The sequence below is a fragment of the Marinagarivorans sp. genome (assembly GCF_982758155.1).
The window spans coordinates 17,467-36,488 of sequence record NZ_CEXWTU010000012.1; the positions used below are offsets into that span (position 1 = coordinate 17,467).

Annotated in this window: 20 protein-coding genes; 8 read left to right on the plus strand and 12 right to left on the minus strand. The window is 47.0% G+C overall.

What is annotated here, in order from left to right:
* The first annotated feature begins 859 nt into the window (after positions 1-859).
* From AC3A8L_RS02895 to AC3A8L_RS02910, 4 genes are all read left to right on the plus strand, one after another.
* Positions 860-1,555, plus strand: a complete 696-nt coding sequence (locus AC3A8L_RS02895; RefSeq protein WP_487960720.1) for an AraC family transcriptional regulator — start codon at positions 860-862, stop codon at positions 1,553-1,555.
* Positions 1,556-2,037: 482 nt separating this feature from the next.
* On the plus strand, positions 2,038-2,670 hold the full coding sequence (locus AC3A8L_RS02900) for an SAM-dependent methyltransferase (protein ID WP_487960721.1): 633 nt from the start codon (positions 2,038-2,040) through the stop codon (positions 2,668-2,670).
* A 9-nt stretch (positions 2,671-2,679) separates the two neighbouring features.
* Complete coding sequence (locus AC3A8L_RS02905; protein WP_487960722.1) at positions 2,680-3,006, plus strand: hypothetical protein; 327 nt, start codon at positions 2,680-2,682, stop codon at positions 3,004-3,006.
* A 40-nt stretch (positions 3,007-3,046) separates the two neighbouring features.
* On the plus strand, positions 3,047-3,487 hold the full coding sequence (locus tag AC3A8L_RS02910; RefSeq protein ID WP_487960723.1) for a hypothetical protein: 441 nt from the start codon (positions 3,047-3,049) through the stop codon (positions 3,485-3,487).
* A gap of 392 nt (positions 3,488-3,879) precedes the next feature.
* On the opposite strand, the gene AC3A8L_RS02915 is transcribed toward AC3A8L_RS02910, so the two are convergent.
* Positions 3,880-4,284 carry a DUF3127 domain-containing protein gene (locus AC3A8L_RS02915; RefSeq protein WP_487960724.1) on the minus strand — a complete coding sequence of 135 codons (405 nt, stop codon included), beginning with the start codon at positions 4,282-4,284 and terminating at the stop codon, positions 3,880-3,882.
* A gap of 98 nt (positions 4,285-4,382) precedes the next feature.
* On the opposite strand from AC3A8L_RS02915, the gene AC3A8L_RS02920 reads away from it, so the two are divergent.
* Complete coding sequence (locus AC3A8L_RS02920; RefSeq protein WP_487960725.1) at positions 4,383-4,607, plus strand: hypothetical protein; 225 nt, start codon at positions 4,383-4,385, stop codon at positions 4,605-4,607.
* Between the two features lie 101 nt (positions 4,608-4,708).
* Here AC3A8L_RS02920 and AC3A8L_RS02925 read toward each other — a convergent pair whose 3' ends face one another.
* On the minus strand, positions 4,709-5,203 hold the full coding sequence (locus tag AC3A8L_RS02925) for a DUF2489 domain-containing protein (protein WP_487960726.1): 495 nt from the start codon (positions 5,201-5,203) through the stop codon (positions 4,709-4,711).
* Positions 5,204-5,302: 99 nt separating this feature from the next.
* Between AC3A8L_RS02925 and murI the strand changes: the two genes are divergently transcribed.
* The 3 genes from murI to arsJ all read left to right on the plus strand — a co-directional run bounded on the left by murI (position 5,303) and on the right by arsJ (position 8,515).
* On the plus strand, positions 5,303-6,199 hold the full coding sequence (gene murI / locus AC3A8L_RS02930) for a glutamate racemase (RefSeq protein WP_487960727.1): 897 nt from the start codon (positions 5,303-5,305) through the stop codon (positions 6,197-6,199).
* A gap of 82 nt (positions 6,200-6,281) precedes the next feature.
* Positions 6,282-7,289: an ArsJ-associated glyceraldehyde-3-phosphate dehydrogenase gene (locus AC3A8L_RS02935; protein ID WP_487960728.1), complete on the plus strand. Its 1,008-nt coding sequence runs from the start codon at positions 6,282-6,284 to the stop codon at positions 7,287-7,289.
* Positions 7,290-7,291: 2 nt separating this feature from the next.
* On the plus strand, positions 7,292-8,515 hold the full coding sequence (arsJ, locus tag AC3A8L_RS02940) for an organoarsenical effux MFS transporter ArsJ (RefSeq protein WP_487960729.1): 1,224 nt from the start codon (positions 7,292-7,294) through the stop codon (positions 8,513-8,515).
* Between the two features lie 78 nt (positions 8,516-8,593).
* Here the strand turns inward: arsJ and AC3A8L_RS02945 are convergent, their stop codons facing one another.
* From AC3A8L_RS02945 to cheY, 10 genes are all read right to left on the minus strand, one after another.
* On the minus strand, positions 8,594-8,998 hold the full coding sequence (locus AC3A8L_RS02945; protein ID WP_487960730.1) for a DUF2802 domain-containing protein: 405 nt from the start codon (positions 8,996-8,998) through the stop codon (positions 8,594-8,596).
* Positions 8,999-9,016: 18 nt separating this feature from the next.
* Positions 9,017-9,502, minus strand: coding sequence for a chemotaxis protein CheW (locus tag AC3A8L_RS02950; RefSeq protein ID WP_487960731.1), 486 nt, complete (start codon positions 9,500-9,502; stop codon positions 9,017-9,019).
* A 128-nt stretch (positions 9,503-9,630) separates the two neighbouring features.
* On the minus strand, positions 9,631-10,830 hold the full coding sequence (locus tag AC3A8L_RS02955) for a chemotaxis protein CheW (RefSeq protein WP_487960732.1): 1,200 nt from the start codon (positions 10,828-10,830) through the stop codon (positions 9,631-9,633).
* Between the two features lie 125 nt (positions 10,831-10,955).
* Positions 10,956-11,762 carry a ParA family protein gene (locus tag AC3A8L_RS02960; RefSeq protein WP_487960733.1) on the minus strand — a complete coding sequence of 269 codons (807 nt, stop codon included), beginning with the start codon at positions 11,760-11,762 and terminating at the stop codon, positions 10,956-10,958.
* A 113-nt stretch (positions 11,763-11,875) separates the two neighbouring features.
* Positions 11,876-12,706 carry an OmpA/MotB family protein gene (locus AC3A8L_RS02965; RefSeq protein WP_487960734.1) on the minus strand — a complete coding sequence of 277 codons (831 nt, stop codon included), beginning with the start codon at positions 12,704-12,706 and terminating at the stop codon, positions 11,876-11,878.
* Positions 12,703-13,443 carry a flagellar motor protein gene (locus AC3A8L_RS02970; protein ID WP_487960735.1) on the minus strand — a complete coding sequence of 247 codons (741 nt, stop codon included), beginning with the start codon at positions 13,441-13,443 and terminating at the stop codon, positions 12,703-12,705. Before AC3A8L_RS02970 ends, AC3A8L_RS02965 begins: the two co-directional genes overlap by 4 nt.
* Position 13,444: 1 nt before the next feature.
* The gene (locus tag AC3A8L_RS02975; RefSeq protein WP_487960736.1) at positions 13,445-14,590 is read right to left on the minus strand and encodes a protein-glutamate methylesterase/protein-glutamine glutaminase; all 1,146 of its coding nucleotides are present in this window, start codon (positions 14,588-14,590) and stop codon (positions 13,445-13,447) included.
* A gap of 653 nt (positions 14,591-15,243) precedes the next feature.
* On the minus strand, positions 15,244-17,601 hold the full coding sequence (locus AC3A8L_RS02980; protein WP_487960737.1) for a chemotaxis protein CheA: 2,358 nt from the start codon (positions 17,599-17,601) through the stop codon (positions 15,244-15,246).
* A 9-nt stretch (positions 17,602-17,610) separates the two neighbouring features.
* Positions 17,611-18,408, minus strand: a complete 798-nt coding sequence (locus AC3A8L_RS02985) for a protein phosphatase CheZ (protein WP_487960738.1) — start codon at positions 18,406-18,408, stop codon at positions 17,611-17,613.
* Between the two features lie 41 nt (positions 18,409-18,449).
* Entirely contained in the window at positions 18,450-18,833 is a 384-nt protein-coding gene (gene cheY / locus AC3A8L_RS02990; RefSeq protein ID WP_487960739.1) for a chemotaxis response regulator CheY, read from the minus strand.
* Positions 18,834-19,022: the final 189 nt, after the last annotated feature.

Below are 19,022 nucleotides of genomic sequence, written 5' to 3' on the forward strand. Positions count from 1 at the left end.
TAGTGATCGGGAGTTATGCGAAATTTAGAGAGTAAATTCTGTGCACTGCCCTGTCGTCGTGCAGTGAAAGGATTCAAGAGTGCAGTGAGAGGTAGGGTCAAAATGACGCTCACCTAAAAGGAGAATTGATTGTTTTCTGGGCATTCAAGCGTCAGCCCTTGCAGGGATAGCTAGGGGGTGACAATGCAGGAGCACATTGTCCAGAACGCTTGCATAGTGCCCAAGGATCGTGACAGGGATGTCACTTATTAGAGCAACGCTGGAGCAGTTTCCGATGGCTTGAACGGCCCAAAAAATTATCAATTTGCCGGCATATTTGTGCATGCCTGTGTAGTTACGATAATGCGGCGCTTCACCCAATGGGATTTGCACGCCACTCTCCTTGACCATACGTATTAAGAGCTTTGAGCTGTGAATACCTCACCCTAATCATGCATGGCTAATATCTTGTGGTTTGGTATCATTTTGAAATAGTTGGGAGGGCGTGCGCCATCGTATTGTGTGTTTTGCCCTTGTTATCAAGCAGCCCTAAAATGGATTTCCCCCATGCTCTCACTCCTTAGCCAATGGTCTATCGGCTTCAATATCATCACCTGCCTACTGCTCTGGTGTACCTATCAATGGGTCTGCGAGGCCTTTGAAAAGAGCGCGCTCTCGCGGTTAGCGTGTAGCGCTATGCTGGGCAAGTATTGCTGCACTACAAGCTTGGCATGGCTGGGCGCTAGCAACGGATAGCAGCCTTTTTGAATCGCGCGCTTACTTACTCGTACTCTACTGCTCAACTATTACCTTCTTTGCTTTTTATTCCACGCTCATAACGCCTGATGCCAAACTCGGTAAAAAATATAGTGCTCTAGCTATGCTGCCGCTTCTTGGCGCTTTATTACCTAGCCCTATCGCGATACCTCTGGCATTTTTTCTGGGTGGAGCAGCAGCGCTCTGGTTGATTGTGCGCCTGCGGCCACATAAAGAGCAGCGCCAAAATCTTGAGGTGGAACAGCTAGCACTTGCGGGCATTACAATCGCCGCATTAATTATATTTATGGCTGCGGCTATTGCTCCTTGGTGGGGCGAGCGGGTCTATGTGATCACCTATGCCTACATCAGTGCCGGCGTATTTGCATCGCTGCTTTGGATGTTAATGCGCTACCCCGACTTACTGCAAAAAGCCGTTGAGCTCGTTGCCCAAAGTTATGCCAAATCCACACTGCAAAATGAAAACTGCAAGCATCTCGGGCAAAAAATCGAAGTCCTAATGACCGAACAAGCACTCTACAAAGATGACACGCTTAACCTCAGCAAACTTGCCCAAGCCCTTTCGCTAAGTAACCATCAAACATCGGAATTGGTGAATACCCAATTTGGTATGAGCGTCTCGCGCTACATTAGTTTTCACCGTGTGAATGCTGCCAAAAACATGCTGATCGCAGAGCCCAACGCCTCTGTTTTATCGGTAGGTTTAAGTGTGGGGTTTAGCTCCCAATCCACCTTCTATGCGACCTTCAAAACAACAACATCCCAAACACCCAGTCAATACCGAAAACAACAAAACTAAAACTTTTCGTAACTATTCAGCCATGCACAAATAGGCCGGCAAACTGATCATTTTCTGGGCCGCTCAAGCCATCGGCAACTGCTCCAAGACATTATGCTCCTGCAATGTCTAATAAGGGGCTCCTGCCCCGATGCGTTGCTCTAATAAGTGACATCCCTGTCAAGATCCTTGGGCGCTATGCAAGCGTTCTGGACAATGTGCTCCTGCATTGTCACCCCCTAGCTATCCCTGCAAGGGCTGACGCTTGAATGCCCAGAAAATAATCAATTCGCCTTTTGGATGCGCGTCATTTCGGCCGAATCTGAATAGTTACAACTTTTCAACATTAAAAAACTCCCAGATTATAATTCGGAAACTATGTAACCATCTGTAATATATAGCTTTTTATTTTTTCAGCGTTTTTTTCTCGTCAATGATCAACTAGGAGGGTTTGGCCACTAGCGGCCCTTACACTGGATTCAAATCTTGCATTGGAGGCCAGTATGATTCACTTACATTTACCCAAATTCTTGCGCGCTAATAACCCCAACGAACTACCTTGGTGCCCGCAAAAAGAAACCCGCAATCAACAACAAGCCGAGATAAGCACCGCACAGGAAAACGCCCAGTGCATCTCAAGTTACTATGCGCAAACAAGTGACGGCTACCGCGATTGGAGTCAAAAACTCAACATGCATTTCGGCACTTTTGAATGGGGCATCAACCCCTTCAACTTAGAAAGTATGCTGGAAAACACCAACCGCAAAGTCATTAATAGCTTGCAACTTAAAGGCTCGCATAATCAGCTACTGGATATGGGCTGCGGCCTTGGCGGCACTATGCGCTTTGCCGCCCAATTGCCAGCCATTAAGCGTATTACTGGCGTAACCATTGCGGCCAACCAAGTGCAAGAAGCGGAGGCCATTAGCGCGAAACAACCCCAATGCCACAAGCTAAATTATGTGCTTGCCAACTACCACCACACAGGCCTACCCCAGGAGACCTTCGACGGAGTTTATGCCATTGAAAGTGCGTGCCACAGTAGCGAAACCAACAAAGAAAGCTTAATTAACGAAGCCTATCGCCTACTCAAACCCGGTAGCACATTTGCCCTATGCGACGGTTTTATTAAATAAACTGCGCCAATGAACGCCATTACACGCATATGCTACCAGCAGTCGTGTAAACACTGGGCGCTAGGTAACTTCCCTGTGCTTACAGACACCATCAAGGCGATGGAAAGCGCGGGTTTTGAAGACATTCACATTCAAGACCTTAGTTGGCGGGTACTGCCTTCCGCGCTCTACATTCCTTGGATGGTATTGCGCTACGGCACTCAACTGTTGCTGCAAGCCGACCGCAACCCAGAGCACTGGCACCATTTATTAGCGCCCGCCTGGGGTCTTGCCCTTGCATGCAACCATATGCGCTTTGGATATTACTGCATTAGCGCCAAAAAGCCTCAAGCCTAGCTATCGCCACCTGCAACCCAATCAATAACAAGGAAACACCATGAAAGCTTTCACCTTCGCCTTACTTGGGCCGCTAGTCGGCGGTGGCACCCTCGCACTGCTCTTCTTTCCTTTTATCGCCATAGCAGGCGGTATCAAAGCAGCCGCTAGCATGAGCATGCTATTTATACTCTTCTCCCCCGTTGTGGGCATCATCCCAGCGGTAACCACTTTTATCGTTGTTCACATCCGACGGGGAGCGCGACAAGGGAAAGCACTACAGTGGTTCTCTGCCAAACAAGGCTTCATTACAACAGCCTTATTATTTATCTTGGTTACAGGGCTAAGTAACCTAACAGACATCAACTCAGCCGCACCCCTCACACTCAACTCTCGGCATATCGCGGACCTGCTTACTGTTATCGCGAGCAGTGTAATGTTTGGGGCGCTTGGTATAGCGCCAGGGTATATCTGTGCGAGGGTTGCGTATGCAGCAAGGTAAGCCCCAACAGGTGGACACTACCCTTCAAATGCTTACACACCCAAAGGGCTTCATTTGCCGCATAAAATCAATCAGTTAAATAGACTAACCCAATGATGACCTAACGGTTAAGTAACTACTCAGGTAGGGTCGAAATGACGCTCACCAAAAAGGCGAATTGATTGTTTTCTGGGCATTCAAGCGTCAGCCCTTGCAGGGATAGCTAGGGGGTGACAATGCAGGAGCACATTGTCCAGAACGCTTGCATAGTGCCCAGCCCCAGCACGGATGCGTGGGGGTAGACTTTGCAGGAGCACAAAGTCGTAGATGGCTTGAACGGCCCAGACAATGATCAATTTGCCGGCATATTTGTGCATGCTTGAGTAGTTACACGGTTTAACAAATGGGGATCGCTAGAAGGGAATATCATCATCAAACGCCGTATTGAAGGCGCTAGTAGTAGGCGCGGGAGCAAAAGCCTCTTGTGCAGCCGGCTGCGCTACTGCAGGTGAAGCCCCTACGGCCTCTATTTTCCAAGCCTGCAAACTGGTAAAGCACTTTTCAGGCTTGCCACCACCGGACCACAAACGCCCAGAAAGACTGAAAGAAACCTTCAGCTCATCACCTTCTTTGTAGCCATCCATAAGGGCGCATTTATCTTTGATCAATTCCAAGGCTATGTGATTAGGGTACGCGCTGTTCTCATCGTCGCCCGTAAGCTTGATAACAAACTCTCTCTTGGTAAAACCGTTATTACCGTACTCGGTGGTTTCACCAATGGAGTGAATGAGCCCTTGAATTTCAAACGTTTTTGACATGCTGCGATCCGCTAATAATTGTTAATTGCGAATTTTACCATCTTCAAAGGCACAAGAGCGCGTACTCTGCCGAGCTACGCCCTTAAGCACACAAATCAATGGCGAAAAACTCAGCCAATAGCAACAAGCGATCTTCATCAACGGAAATGGATAGCCTTAGCCATGGTGATCACCGATCGGCAGAGGGCTTTAGGGACGAGGAAACAATATTTCATCCACTAATACTTGATCTCGACCTCCTTACCTTCGTTGCTCAAAGCGTTACATGCCCCGGCATGCGCCCCTTTAAGCGCCTCGACAAGAAAGCCGACCTCTTCGTCTAATTGGACAAACCATTATTGCCTCGCCCCTTAAGCCTAGCTGGTGATCGTGTTTTGCTGTTTGCTGTTGTCCCTATTAGCTTTGCTGATAGCTGTATTGGCTGCTAAACCGAATAAAACGTAGCCTCAACAACCTCAAAAGTTGCCAAGCTTTTAGCGGCATCCTGAGCAAAATCTTTATATTCAACCTCAGCGCGAAAGATGGCCTTTAAATGTCCACGCTTTTCTTTAGCCGGTAAATCCTTCCAAGCCTGCAAAATAGGTATGTGCTTGATTTTGGCATACATTTCATCAAAAACACGATAAGGCGCCCGCTGCGACTCACTTAAAGAAAGGTAATCCATCAGGTTACTGATGCGAACGCTGGCTTCTGCCAGCTCAATTTGCTCCGCCATGTAACTTTTGCCGATAATCCGTAGGCTATTGATGGCACTTTCTCTGTTTTTGGCAATTTTAGCTTCTTGCTCAGCTAACAACAAAGCATCACGTTTTTTGCGTAAATGTAGCTGCCAGTGCAAAAAAACCGCAATGGCGACTAAGCACAGTACAACAAGCACGCCTGCGAACAATAAAGCGGTATGTAACGTATTTTCAAACATGTTTCTTTTAACAACCTTAAAACGACTTATTGATTTTGATGGGTTCACGATTAAACGCTGGGTGGCCATTGTGTATTGGGGGCAATTTTTATCTGCGCAATGCCCTTAAAATTGTTACATTTGCCGGCTAACAACCACGGATTGCACCCCAGCACCATGCACATCGCCTTTTTTGACTCTGGCCTTGGCGGCTTGAGCATTGCAAGAGAAGTTTTCGAGCACCCTCAAGCGCACCAATTGGCTATATCACAATGCAGCTACATTGCTGATACGGCCGCGTTCCCGTATGGCGATAAAGACGATAAGTGGCTGAAAAATCGCATTGAGCAAGTGATTGCGTCAAGTTTACAGGTGATTCAGCCCGACATCGTCGTGGTAGCCTGCAACACCGCCAGCACCCTTGCACTCGATGCTCTGCGCGACCAGTTCACAATACCTTTTGTGGGTGTTGTACCAGCTATAAAGCCTGCCGCGCAGCACTCGCGCAGTAATGTTATGGGTATTCTCGCCACCCCTGCAACCGTGGCGCGGGATTATACCGCACAACTGATCTTGAATTATGCCGATCAACAAACTGTCCATTTGTACGGGGCTGCGGCGTTGGTGGCTCAAGCTGAAAACAAATTACTTGGTGCGGCCATAGATCAAAGCGCGATCAGCCAAGTCTTACAAGCCCTATTATCTCAAGATAAAACAAACACTTTGGATACCGTAGTATTGGCATGTACACACTTCCCGCTTCTGCGCGAAGAGCTTGCAGCCGCGGCAACCTGCCCTCTACATTGGGTGGACTCCGGTGAAGCCATCGCGCGCCGCGTGATTCAGATATGCGGTAACCCGAAGGCCGAAAGCCTAGCCCCCAGTAAGTTCTCGCTACAACTGTTAACAACCGGCGGCATACTCGCAAAGCGCTATCAAAACTTAACCTTTGCGCTCACACCACAACAGCAAGGGCCTTATACATTCAGTAACCACATTGCACTAATGCTGTCATAAAATAGGGCTAAACTGCGCCACAGGTTCGCAAGCCCCCCTGCATAGAAGTATTCAACAAAAACACGACAAAAAGAACAGAACTATGACGATTAAAATAGGTATTAATGGCTTCGGCCGAATTGGGCGCCTGGTAATGCGCGCGGCATTTGATTGGCCAGAAGTGAGTTTCATCCGTATTAACGATGTCGCTGGTGACGCAAAAACACTTGCGCACTTACTCAATTACGACTCCGTCCACGGCAAATGGCAGCACGATGCCAGCGCCGAAGGCTGCGAGATGTCGATTGGGCAGCACCGCATTAACTGCTCACAAAACACTGCTATCGACGATACCGATTGGTCAGATTGTGATTTAGTGATTGAAGCCAGTGGCGTGATGCGACAAAAAAGCCTGCTCGAAGCCTATACCAAACAAGGTGTTAAGCGCGTGGTGGTCACTGCACCGGTTAAAGAAGCGGGTATTTTGAATGCGGTAATGGGCGTAAACCACAGCCTTTTTAATCCAGCAGAACATACCATTGTTACCGCAGCCTCTTGCACCACAAACTGCTTAGCGCCTGTGGTTAAAGTTATTCACGAAAAACTCGGAATTGTGCATGGCTGTATGACGACAATTCACGACCTCACCAATACTCAAACTATTATCGACGCGCCCCATAAAGATTTACGCCGCGCACGCGCTTGCGGCATGAGCCTAATCCCCACAACAACAGGATCGGCTACCGCCATTACCGAGATATTCCCCGAGCTTAAAGGCAAGCTCAATGGTCACGCCGTGCGCGTTCCACTAGCCAATGCTTCACTCACCGATTGCGTGTTTGAGTTAGCCACCCCAACCACAAGCGAAGCCGTTAACGCTTTATTCGCCGAAGCTGCCGAAGGCGAGCTAAAAGATATTTTAGGCTACGAAGAAAAGCCCTTAGTGAGCATTGATTATCGTACCGATCCACGCTCGGTGATTGTCGATGCGCTATCGACAATGGTGATTAACGATACGCAACTAAAACTGTACTTGTGGTATGACAATGAATGGGGCTACGCAAACCGCACCGCCGAACTGGCGCGATTTGTCGGCATGCACGACCAATAACGATGCCTTTAATTTCAAGTACTTTGCGCCCCAACTTATCGGCACTGCAACAATATGGCGTTATAACCGCCAATTATTGGAGCTTTACTTTAACGGATGGCGCTTTGCGTATGCTGGTGGTGCTGTATTTTCACCAGCTGGGTTACGGCGCCCTCGATATAGCCCTGCTTTTTTTGTTTTATGAGTTTTTTGGCGTTGTCACCAATTTAGTGGGTGGCTGGTTAGGTGCGCGTATTGGCCTGAATAAAACGATGAATATCGGTATTGGGCTGCAGTTAATCGCACTGACAATGCTACTAGCACCTACCCCATGGCTGAGCATTGCCTGGGTGATGGCAGCGCAAGCGCTATCGGGTATCGCTAAAGACCTTAATAAAATGAGCGCTAAGAGCGCCATCAAACAATTAGTACCGCACAAAGCACAAGGCGCACTGTTTAAATGGGTGGCCATTCTTACCGGCTCAAAAAATGCGCTCAAGGGAGTCGGTTTTTTTGTCGGGGCCATGCTACTCAGTATATGGGGCTTCGCCGGTGCCATAATGTGCATGCTTGTTTTATTGGCCTGCACGCTATTATGCAGCTTAGTGCTACTGAATAAAAACCTAGGGCAAAGTCAACAAAAAACAAAGTTCTCACAATTGTTTTCCAAATCATCAGCCATTAATGCTTTATCGCTCTCACGTTTGTTTTTGTTTGCCTCGCGGGACGTTTGGTTTGTGGTCGCATTGCCCGTATTTTTAAGCCAATACTGGTCTTGGAGCCCCGCCATGGTCGGTGGTTTTTTTGCGGCCTGGATTATTGCCTATGGTTTTATTCAAACGCTAACACCCGCCATCACCCGAAGAAAACTCCCTAACGGCAAGCTCTGCGCACAATGGGCATTTGCACTCACGACAATCCCAGCAGCACTGACATTAGTGGTAGCCGACGCCAGCGCTAGCGATGTTTTATTTAGTTTAGTTTTTATTGCGGGGCTATTTATTTTTGGCGCAGTATTCGCGGTAAATTCATCCATGCACTCCTACCTCATTGTGCGCTTGGCAACACACGATGGTACATCATTAGATGTCGGGTTTTATTATATGGCCAATGCCGCTGGACGGTTATTAGGGACTGTACTTTCCGGGGCGGTTTTCCAATGGTGGGGGCTAGAAGCTTGCCTATGGGTATCAAGCGGGTTTTTATTGCTTGCCGCATTTTTCGTTGGCATTGTTAAAACAGAATAATAAGGCAAGTTTTACTCTAGTCATCAAGCCTATAAGAGCCCTTTCAACAATGAATAATGCTCTAAGCTGAATAACACTCTAAGCTTCAGCAGGGTTTTCGGTAAAACCTTGGGCACATAATTTACGCATCAAATGCGCTTCTGAACGTGAAATACCACAAGTGGCAGCGATGGCCTCTTCATCAGCTCCTTCCTCAACCATTTGAGTCGCCTGGGTATACGAAAAGGGTTGTTCAACAATAGGGGCAGGCTTCGGGGTATCAAGCAAAGACTTCAAACGGCGCTCTAAGCGCAGCATACGCTGCCCCATACCGTAGCTGCCCTGCAATGCCAAATGTTGATCTTTTTTAAGCGCTGTGAGCTCAATTGTTAACCGGACATAATCTTGCGTCATCGCACGTAACCGGCGACGCAGCCAAAGCCACAAGCCACTAAAACCAATAACGGTTGCGGCAATAATCATCAGACTTTGAACTGCATTCACGCGAGATCTCCAAGGACGTTAAAAGCCGCCGATAGCGGCCCATTCTTCATCCGAAATTAATTTATCCAACTCAATAAGTATTAGAAGTTCGTTGTTTTTATGGCAAACGCCCTGAATAAACTTCGCGCTTTCTTCGTTACCTACGTTAGGCGCTGTTTCTATTTCAGACTGCTTTAAATAAACCACTTCCGCTACGCTATCAACCAAAATACCCACAACATTTTTCTCGGCCTCGATAATCACAATACGGGTATTGTCTGTCAGCTCGCCAGGCGTGAGACCAAAGCGATTACGGGTATCAATAACTGTAACCACATTACCCCGTAAATTAATAATGCCAATCACGTAATGAGGTGCGCCAGGCACCGGGGCAATCTCGGTATAACGCAAGACTTCTTGCACCTGCATCACATTCACACCGTAGGTTTCCCCTGCGAGGTGAAACGTCACCCATTGCAATACGGGGTCTTCACTGGCTTTCGATTTTGTTAGTTGCGCCGTCATGTACCACATCCTCAAGCAAAGAAGCTGTCAATATTAAATCGTTACTTCTTCAACTATAGACGACAGCAGCATCTGTGCCAGTCGCTATTGGACAACTTAATCACCTATTGAAGAACGGGGGGCGCCGGCTAGCGAGCAAGTAGCTTTAATAATGCCGGTGTATCAATCAAAACACACATGTGCTGCTTAATAGCCCCCGCTAGCCAAGGGTTTGCATCACTTAATGGGCGCCACTGTACGTCACATGCCGAAATAGAGATGGGATTTGCAACACTATCAACAGCAAACGCCCATTGACTATCCGCTAATGCCAACAGATGTAAATCGGCGTCAGTATTCAAACGATTCGGCCTTTCCGGCATAAAAAAAGCACCGGCATCGATGACTTTTAACTGACCCTGCATCAAAGGTTTAACGCCAATGACCCACGAAGGTAGGCTCGGCAATTGATTTAACGGTTTAGTTTGTAAATAAATGTGGCCCAACGCGATTAAGGGAATCGCCAAAGTCACACCTCGCGAACTAAATAGTAATGCCTCAAATGTTTCTTGCCCCCAATCCGGTAATTGATTATTCCAATGCTCACGATAATTAAACACCACTTGCGGTTGAGTTTGCGGGCCATCAACATTGTCATTTATTGGCTCAACTTCAGGCAAAGGCTCTTGACCAATGAGACCCTCAACAACTTCCGTTTCGAGTAAATTCTCCTCAATCATAGCAGGGGCCGAATCTACAGCGTCAGAGACCTCTTCGAGCGCCAAAATATCGGGGGTATTCTGTTGCTCCGTAAACACAGCTGGAGCAATTAACAACTTTTGATCAAGTAGCTTTTGCAGTCCTTTTTTTTGCTCCTGACTTAAAGGGATATCACTCGGAACTTGTTCGACCATCAACCGCTGAATCACTCTTGACTGCTTTGCAGGCGCAGGTTCAAAAGACGGTAGCGCAACGGGAGGTTCTAATGATTTGGCAGCGGTATTTTCAACAATAGAAGGGCTAGTGCGGTTTTCCCACTCCTCATGCTGAGCCTCTTCGATAACGTATTCGGCAGGAGGGGTATCACTACTGTCGACAACGGTCTCGGGAACAGCAAGTTCAGATACTGCATCGCAAGCATCTTTGCTAACCAGCTCCTCGGCGCCTAAAACCTTACCCCCTAAAACCTCAGAATCTAAAACCTCAGAATCTATAATTTCAGAACCTAAACCCTCGTCATCTGAGCTTTCAACACCGGCAAACATGCTCGACATATAATCTTGCAGTGCATCATTCCCAAGCGGATCGCCACTATAATTATTGTCGTGCTCGGAAGGTGTTGTGGCCATAAGCTTTATACATCTCGCATTAGGGTCGAAGAAACAATCAGTTTCTGGCCTACGTATTCAGGCTGAATAGTTACATTTTATTAAGAGTATAGTTCGGTGGCATCAAAATAAACTGACAGTCATCGTTAATGAGCCGTTTTTTGCAGCTCGCCCCCAGTCAGTACTCGATGGTCTATCAACTGCCGGTACAACTGCTGATAGCATGCAACAGCCGCACTCGATGGCGCGAATAGATTAGGCGGCACGCCCGCTTTGCTCGCGTCACGCACACGGGTATCAATAACAATTTTTCCCTGCCACACTTGATCGCCATACTCATTACGCAACACACGTAAACTTTGAACGCTGGCTTGCGTGCGACGATCGTACATTGTTGGCACAATCACAAAAGACAGCGGTTTTGGCCGCGAGCGTGCCAGCATTTTTAACGTATGCAGCATCCGCTCTAACCCCTTAATGGCTAAATGCTCGGTTTGAACGGGAATAATTAACTGCTGACATGCCGCCAAAGCGTTAATCATCAAAACGCCCAATACGGGGGGGCAATCTAAAACAACTACATCATAGTCATCTTCAACCATGGCCAGCGCTTTCGTGATGACCATACCCAAACCTTCACAGGCATGCATTTGCCGCTCAATTGTCGCTAAGGCTGTTGCCGCCGGCAATAATTGCAAGGTTTTTAACGGTGTGACGCGAATTAAAGAATGAATAAACGCATTCGACAACTGGTCTTGCTTTTCGAATAATGTATAACTGCTTTTGTGGGTGTAATCGGGCTCTTGCCGAAAATACATGCTGAGTGAACCGTGGGGATCTAGGTCTACCATGAGTACGCGCTTACCTTCACTGGCCGCAATACCGGCTAAGGCAACCGTCGTGGACGTTTTACCAACACCACCCTTCTGATTTGCTACCGTCCAGATTTCCATCTGCGCCCTACTCGTTTCACGCCATAATTAAGGCTTATGACTAAAAAGCAAACAAGTTTAATGCCAAAACTAAACATTGAAATTTAATAACGCTACTGAAGGTATTAATCCCCTTACTTACCATCAGTAAACTTTAGGCCGCCGCTGGCTTTACGAGCAGGATCAATTCCTTTGGTTTTTAATCGCTCGGCTAAAGCGTTGATTTTTTGAGTCGTAATCTCTGTATCCGACGATAAAGCAATGGCCGGTGTCGTCGATGGTATCGTAGGAATATCCGTAGCTAGACTTTCTGTACTAACCGGAGCTATGTATAAGGGTTTGTTTTCAACTTTAATGATCACACGACGATTTTTTTGACGCCCCTGTATTGTGGCGTTGTCCGCCACAGGCGAATACTCACCAAAACCCACCGCTCGAAAACGTGTGCCGCTAAGGCCATGATTCTCAACTAAATAATTAACAATAGCTACGGCTCTTGCACTAGAAAGCGCCCAATTGTTCGCATATTGCGCCGTATTAATTGGCTGATTATCTGTATGCCCTTCAACCTCAACCATGCCCTCGGTGCCGTTAAGCCACAACGCCAATGCATCTAGCGGTGTTTTCGCAGAAGGCATTAAATCGGCACTGCCGCTGGTAAATACCGTTTCACTCGCAACCTCTAGATACAACCACTCACCTTGAGCTTCCACCTCAAATTTGGCATCCGTTAGTAAAGAGATATCACCCGATGTTAGAACTGAAACAGCTACAGGCTTATACGTCGGCGAGCCATCGCTAGAAAATTTTTCTTGCAACGCAGCAATCACCTCGGCTTTTTTCTCAGCCTCCATTGAGGAAACGGCATACATCACAATAAAAAAACCTAATAACAGCGTCACCAAATCGGCATAACTAATTTGCCATCGATCAGGCCCCGTTAACAGTTGCTGACGAGAACTCACAACAAATATCCACTTAATTTGGCTTCAATATTTTTAGGGTTTTCGCCATCGGCAATAGCGATCATGCCGTCGACCAATAATTTCTGCCACACCGCCACACGCTCGACATGTGCGCGCAGTTTATTCGCAATAGGCAAACAAAATAAATTGGCTAACGCCACACCGTAAAGAGTCGCAACAAAAGCAATGGCTAGCGCGGGACCAAGCTCTTCTGGATTACCGATATGCCCCATGACATGAATTAACCCAATAACAGCACCAATAATACCAACCGTTGGCGCATATCCGCCCATCGATTCAAAAAAACCCGCGGCGTCACTATCGTGTTGGCGCAACAGCTCAATATCCTGTTCAAGAATGCCTCTAATTTTTTCCGGAGGAACACCATCAACTAGCATTTGAAGCCCCTTTTTTATAAAAGGGTTTTTTTCCGAGCCAACAATATTATCCAACCCCAACAGACCTCGCTTGCGCGCGATATTAGACCAACCCACAATTTGTTTGATCGTTTTTTTCTGTTGAAATTTAGGCGGTGATAACATCCATTTAAACAGCCCAAATGCACGTAAGAGAATATTTTTGGGTGTTTGGATAATAGCGGCGCCAATGGTACCGCCAAACACAATAAGTGCGGCAGGGTAATTAATGAGTAAATGCCAAGCCCCGCCCTCTAAATAATTACCGCCAATTAGTGCGGCAAACGCAATAACAACGCCCAAAATGGTCAATCCATCCATGTTAACTCCCCCGAGTAAGTGCCGTCCCCATATCGCTTGGCGGCATGACAGAATCACTTAAACCCGCCTCTAATACTGCTTTAGGCATACCATAAACCACGCAACTCGCTTGGTCTTGGCTCCACAATGTGCCACCTTTTTGCTTTAATATTTTGGCACCCTCACAACCATCAGCCCCCATACCCGTTAGCACAATGCCATGCAACTGCCTTTCAAAAACATTAGCCGCCGACACAAAAGCCATATCAACTGAAGGTTTATAGCTCATTCGATCATCGCCATCGATTAATTTAATACGACTTCGATCCTTAGGGTCGATAATTAACTGCTGGCCACCAGGTGCAACGAAAACATGGCCAGGGACTAAGCGGTCACCAGACTCGGCCTCACTTACCGATAGCGCACACACACGATTTAACCGCTCAGCCAGCGCTCGGGTAAAATTGGGTGGCATATGCTGAACAACGATAATAGGCAAAGGGAAATTCGCAGGCAAGGCATCTAATACCTGATGCACCGCAACAGGACCACCGGTTGAAGCTCCAATAATTAATAACTTCGCTGACGCCGGTCGACAAGTAGCGCCCCTATGCGAAGGCGGCGAAGAAGAAATTGAGCCTAGAGAAGCCCCCGTGTTGGATCGCGCATGAGGTACCGATAAGGGCTGCGACATGACTGGCCGTTCTTTATTTTCGGGTATGGGAACTAGGGCAGCTACGGTTGGGATTTTCGGAGCCGCCTGCATCTTAAACTGCCTAGCAAAGGTCACTAAAGTTTCGTGGAGTTGGCGCTTAAGTCGAGATGAATTTTGAGAAATTTCAGAAAAGTTTTTTGAAATGAAATCAACGGCTCCAGCCTCAAGTGCATCTAGAGTAATCCGTGCACCTTCGTAAGTAAGAGACGAAAACATTACGATAGGCACTTTTTGATTGGCTAAAATGGCTTTGACCGCCGAAACACCATCGAGCATCGGCATTTCATAGTCCATGGATATGACATCGGGTCTCAATTCATCAGCCATATCAATGGCTTCTTGTCCGTTAGTTGCGATGCCAATAACATTGAGCTCCGGGTGCTCATTAATAATTTCTTTCAAGCGATGCTGAAAAAAATTAGAATCATCAACAACCAAAACCGTATAAGTCACAGGCCATCCCACAATGAATCATTGATACTTAAGCGCCCCACCATTGCTTTTATTACAATGAAAAATAAATTCATAAAACACACCCCATGGTGCAACTTCAGAAATTAACGAGTACAGCCAAAGATAATTGACCGTAGGAACAAGGAAACAATATTTCATCCACAAATACTTAATGTCGACTTCCTTACCTTCCTTACTCAAACGTTACATGCCTCTGAAAGAAAGCCGTACTCTACCCCTAATTGGATATACTATTATTGCCTCGCCCCTTAGGGGCGTGCATGAAATAACTTCCCGTTTTTGAATTACTGAGTGCACGCTTGCCTTCGTTAAAAATATTTGCAATAGCCGGCTATTACGCCATATTTTCGCCTCGCCAAGCAAGCACCCCAAAACCCAAATTCCAGCAACTTATTCCGTGCACGCCCCTTATCGCTTTCTATTCCAACCCTACAGCCACGGTTTAAACACGATCATTAGGGCCGAGGAAAAAATACTTTATCCAATAATACTTGCCTCCTACTTCCTCAACGCGTTGCCCAAAGCGTTACATGCCTCGGTAACCGCTCCTGCGTTACCCTACTGACCTATGTCCTATAGGCCCCGGCATGCGTGCCTTCGTCTAATTGGACAAACTATTATTGCCTCGCCCCTTACATCGCACCCGCATACTTACTCAGCATGCTGGGAACATCTAAAATTAAAGCGATTGTGCCATCACCGGTGATAGTCGCACCCGCCATTCCGGGTGTGCCCTGTAGCATTTTACCCAGCGGTTTAATCACTACCTCTTCCTGACCAATTAATTGATCAACAATAAAGCCGACTCTCCGTGTGCCCACATTGACGATCACTACATGCCCTTCTTCAGGGTTAATAGAGGTTGGAGCTTTTACCAACCAGCGTTTAAGGTGAAAAATAGGAATTGCTTTCTCGCGAATAGTGACGCACTGCTGACCATCAACAACATTTGTTTTGCGTAAATCCATATGAAAGATTTCATTCACGCTAACTAAAGGTAGTGCAAAGGTTTGTTTGCCCAGCATAATCATTAAGGTAGGCATAATCGCTAACGTTAATGGAACTTTAATGGCAATACGTGTGCCTTCACCTAACTTAGACTCAATATCAATAGAACCGTTAAGCTGGGTGATTTTTGTTTTAACCACATCCATGCCAACGCCACGGCCAGAAACATCCGAAATTTCAGTTTTTGTGGAAAAACCCGGCGCGAAAATTAAATTAAATGCTTCGACATCTGATAATCGCGCCGCGGCATCGGGATCAAGCAAACCCTTTTCAACCGCTTTTTCTCGCAGTTTATCTGGATCCATGCCGCCGCCATCATCAGTGATCGATAACAGAATATGATCGCCTTCTTGCTCGGCTGCCAATATCACTTTACCCACACGAGACTTACCCTTTTCCTCGCGAACAGAAGGTAACTCGATACCGTGATCCACGCTATTGCGCACCAAGTGAACTAATGGGTCGGCTAACGCCTCCACAAGGTTTTTATCGAGATCGGTTTCTTCACCGACGAGCTCTAAAGTAATTTCCTTTTTCAAGTTCCTAGCAAGATCTCGGACTACACGGGGGAAGCGACCAAACACTTTCTTAATTGGCTGCATCCGCGTTTTCATCACAGCGGTTTGCAAATCGGCCGTTACAACATCAAGATTACTAACCGCTTTAGATAATGATTCATCATTCGCATCCAAACCCAACCTTACAAGGCGGTTCCTGACTAATACAAGCTCTCCCACCATATTCATAATGTCATCAAGACGCTGCGTATCAACACGCACCGTCGCTTCGGCAGCGGGTGCAGCCGCACTGCCGCCGCCGCTCGCTACAGCAGGCTCACGGACTGGCTGTGGTGGTGCGGGTGGAGGTGCAGGTTTAGCCGCACTAATAGCGGTTACATTATTACTAGCTGGAGCGGGCGGCGGAGTGGATGTACGTGGTAGTGGAGTGGGTGCACGTGGTGGCGCAGCAGACTTTACAGGCGCCGATGGTTTAGGTGCATCTCCAGTAGGCCCTTTGCCAGAACCATGAAGCTGATCGAGTAAGTCTTCGAACTCACTATCACTAATTAAATCGGTATTATCCGCACCCACAGAGCTTGCTGGTGGCTGGGGTGTTGCAACGGCTGAAGGAGTGGCTGAAGGAGCAGCTGCCGGTGTAGCGGTAGGGGAAGGACCTTTACCTGAACCGTGTAGTTGGTCTAGTAAGGCCTCAAATTCATGCTCAGAAATTTCATCGGAGCTTGCGGTAGAGGATGCCGTATCGCTACTATTGGATGCGTCGCTTACTGGTGGTGGACTAGCACTTACCTCTGGCGTTTTTTCTGCACCAGGCCCACCCCCTTTACCATGAAGTTGATCGAGAAGATTTTCGAATTCATCTTCTGATATTTCGTTACCGGCGGCGGGCGCTGGCGCTGCTGCCGGCACTTCGGCTTTTGTCTCAGATGGTTTATCGGCAATGGCATCAATATATTCTTGATATTCATCATCCGATAAATTTAAACCCTCAGCACTATTTGCTGAAGCTGTAGCTGCAGCCGTTGGCGCATCTGGTACGGCTACAACTTCATCTGCCGCTGGTGTATTTAAGTCTTCACATGAAACTAAGCGGCCCAAGTGACTAACAAGCTCGGCAGGTGGATCTAGCGGCGGCCTGCGGTGCTGAACATCGTCAAACTGAGAGTTAACAGTATCCAATGCTTGCAAGACAACATCCATGAGTTCAGACGTGACTGGCCGTTTGCCATTACGCAAAATATCAAAAAGGTTTTCAGTAACGTGGCAGCACGTCACCATATTATTCAGCTGTAAAAAACCTGCCCCACCCTTCACCGTATGAAAACCACGGAAAATGGCATTAAGAAGGTCTTTATCTTCAGGACGCTGCTCTAACTCCACCAACTGTTCAGATAATAAATCAAGAATCTCACCAGCCTCGACAAGAAAATCCTGGAGTATCTCTTCATCTTCACCAAATGACATAAATGCTCCTTAAAATCCTAAACTCGATAGCAGGTCATCAACATCGTCTTGACCATTAACGACATCATCACGTGTATCTGCATGGATTTGTGGGCCTTCGGCTTCGCAAGGCAAAATGGCTTTTTTTGCCTTAGGCGAATTATCGTCACGCGTGATGCCTGTGACAGCTTCAACTTTACCCGCGATACGCATTAGGTTGACTAATTCATTTTCAACATCGGTGACTAGACCAATTACTTTTTTAAGCACCTGGCCGGTTAAATCTTGAAAACCTTGCTCTAGAATAATGGCCTGTAGGTTTTCATTGAGTTCGTCGGCGCCTAATGTCATTTGCAATAGAAACCCATCAATCCGACCGTAGAGCTCGGCAAACTCTTCTTTACTCACTTCACGGCGCCGCAATTTATCCCATTCTTCTTTTAGAGTTTTTGCTTCGCACCCCAAATTTAATGCGATGGGAGCAGCAGCCTCCACGCGATCCATCGTTTTTTCAGCAGCATCCTGTGTCATCTTTATGACATAGTTCAAACGATCAGAAACATCTTGCATTTCGCTATCGTTACTTCCGACACTGGTTTTTTGAACGTCTGAATCTACGTTGAAATTAACAATCGCGCTGTGTAATGCACGCGTTAATTGACCGACAGAATTAAATAAATGTTCATCGCGGGAATCCATTATGGATCGAATAACCGCCGAGGCTTCTTCGTAATCATCTTTTTGCAGCTGCTCCACAAGTATCGCCGATCGGTCTTTTAATTCCCCGAGGAAGCGTTCGTTGTGATGCCAGTTATCTGTTGATTCCATATTTTAACGCCTTACAAGCAATAGAAACTAACCCCTAAGGACTAGCCCACGCGTTCAAAGATTTTGTCGATTTTTTCTTTGAGCACCTGCGCTGTAAACGGCTTAACCACATAACCGTTTACCCCAGCTTGTGCGGCTTCAATAATTTGATCCCGCTTAGCTTCAGCCGTCACCATTAAAACAGGCAGCGTGACGAGTCGTTCATCCGCGCGTACGTGCTTTAAAAGTTCTATGCCCGTCATGCCCGGCATATTCCAATCGGTGACGAGAAAATCAAAATCGCCACTTTTTAACATTGGCAATGCCGTTGCACCATCATCCGCTTCCTGCGTATTGGTGAAGCCTAAGTCCCTAAGAAGATTTTTAATAATCCTGCGCATTGTTGAAAAATCATCAACGATTAGGATTTTCATATTCTTGTCCAATGCAACCTCCGCAAACGGAATACCCTGAGTTTTAATTAACGGTTGGAGCCTTCAATCATGTTCCGCCCAAACATCTGGCAGTTCATAAACAAAAGCGATAAATCCGTGTTAAGTAACCGTAAGTCTAGCTCGTCAACTGCAGCTAGCCAGTTTTCCTTGTAATTTAGTCGAGGAGAAATGAAAGTCCGT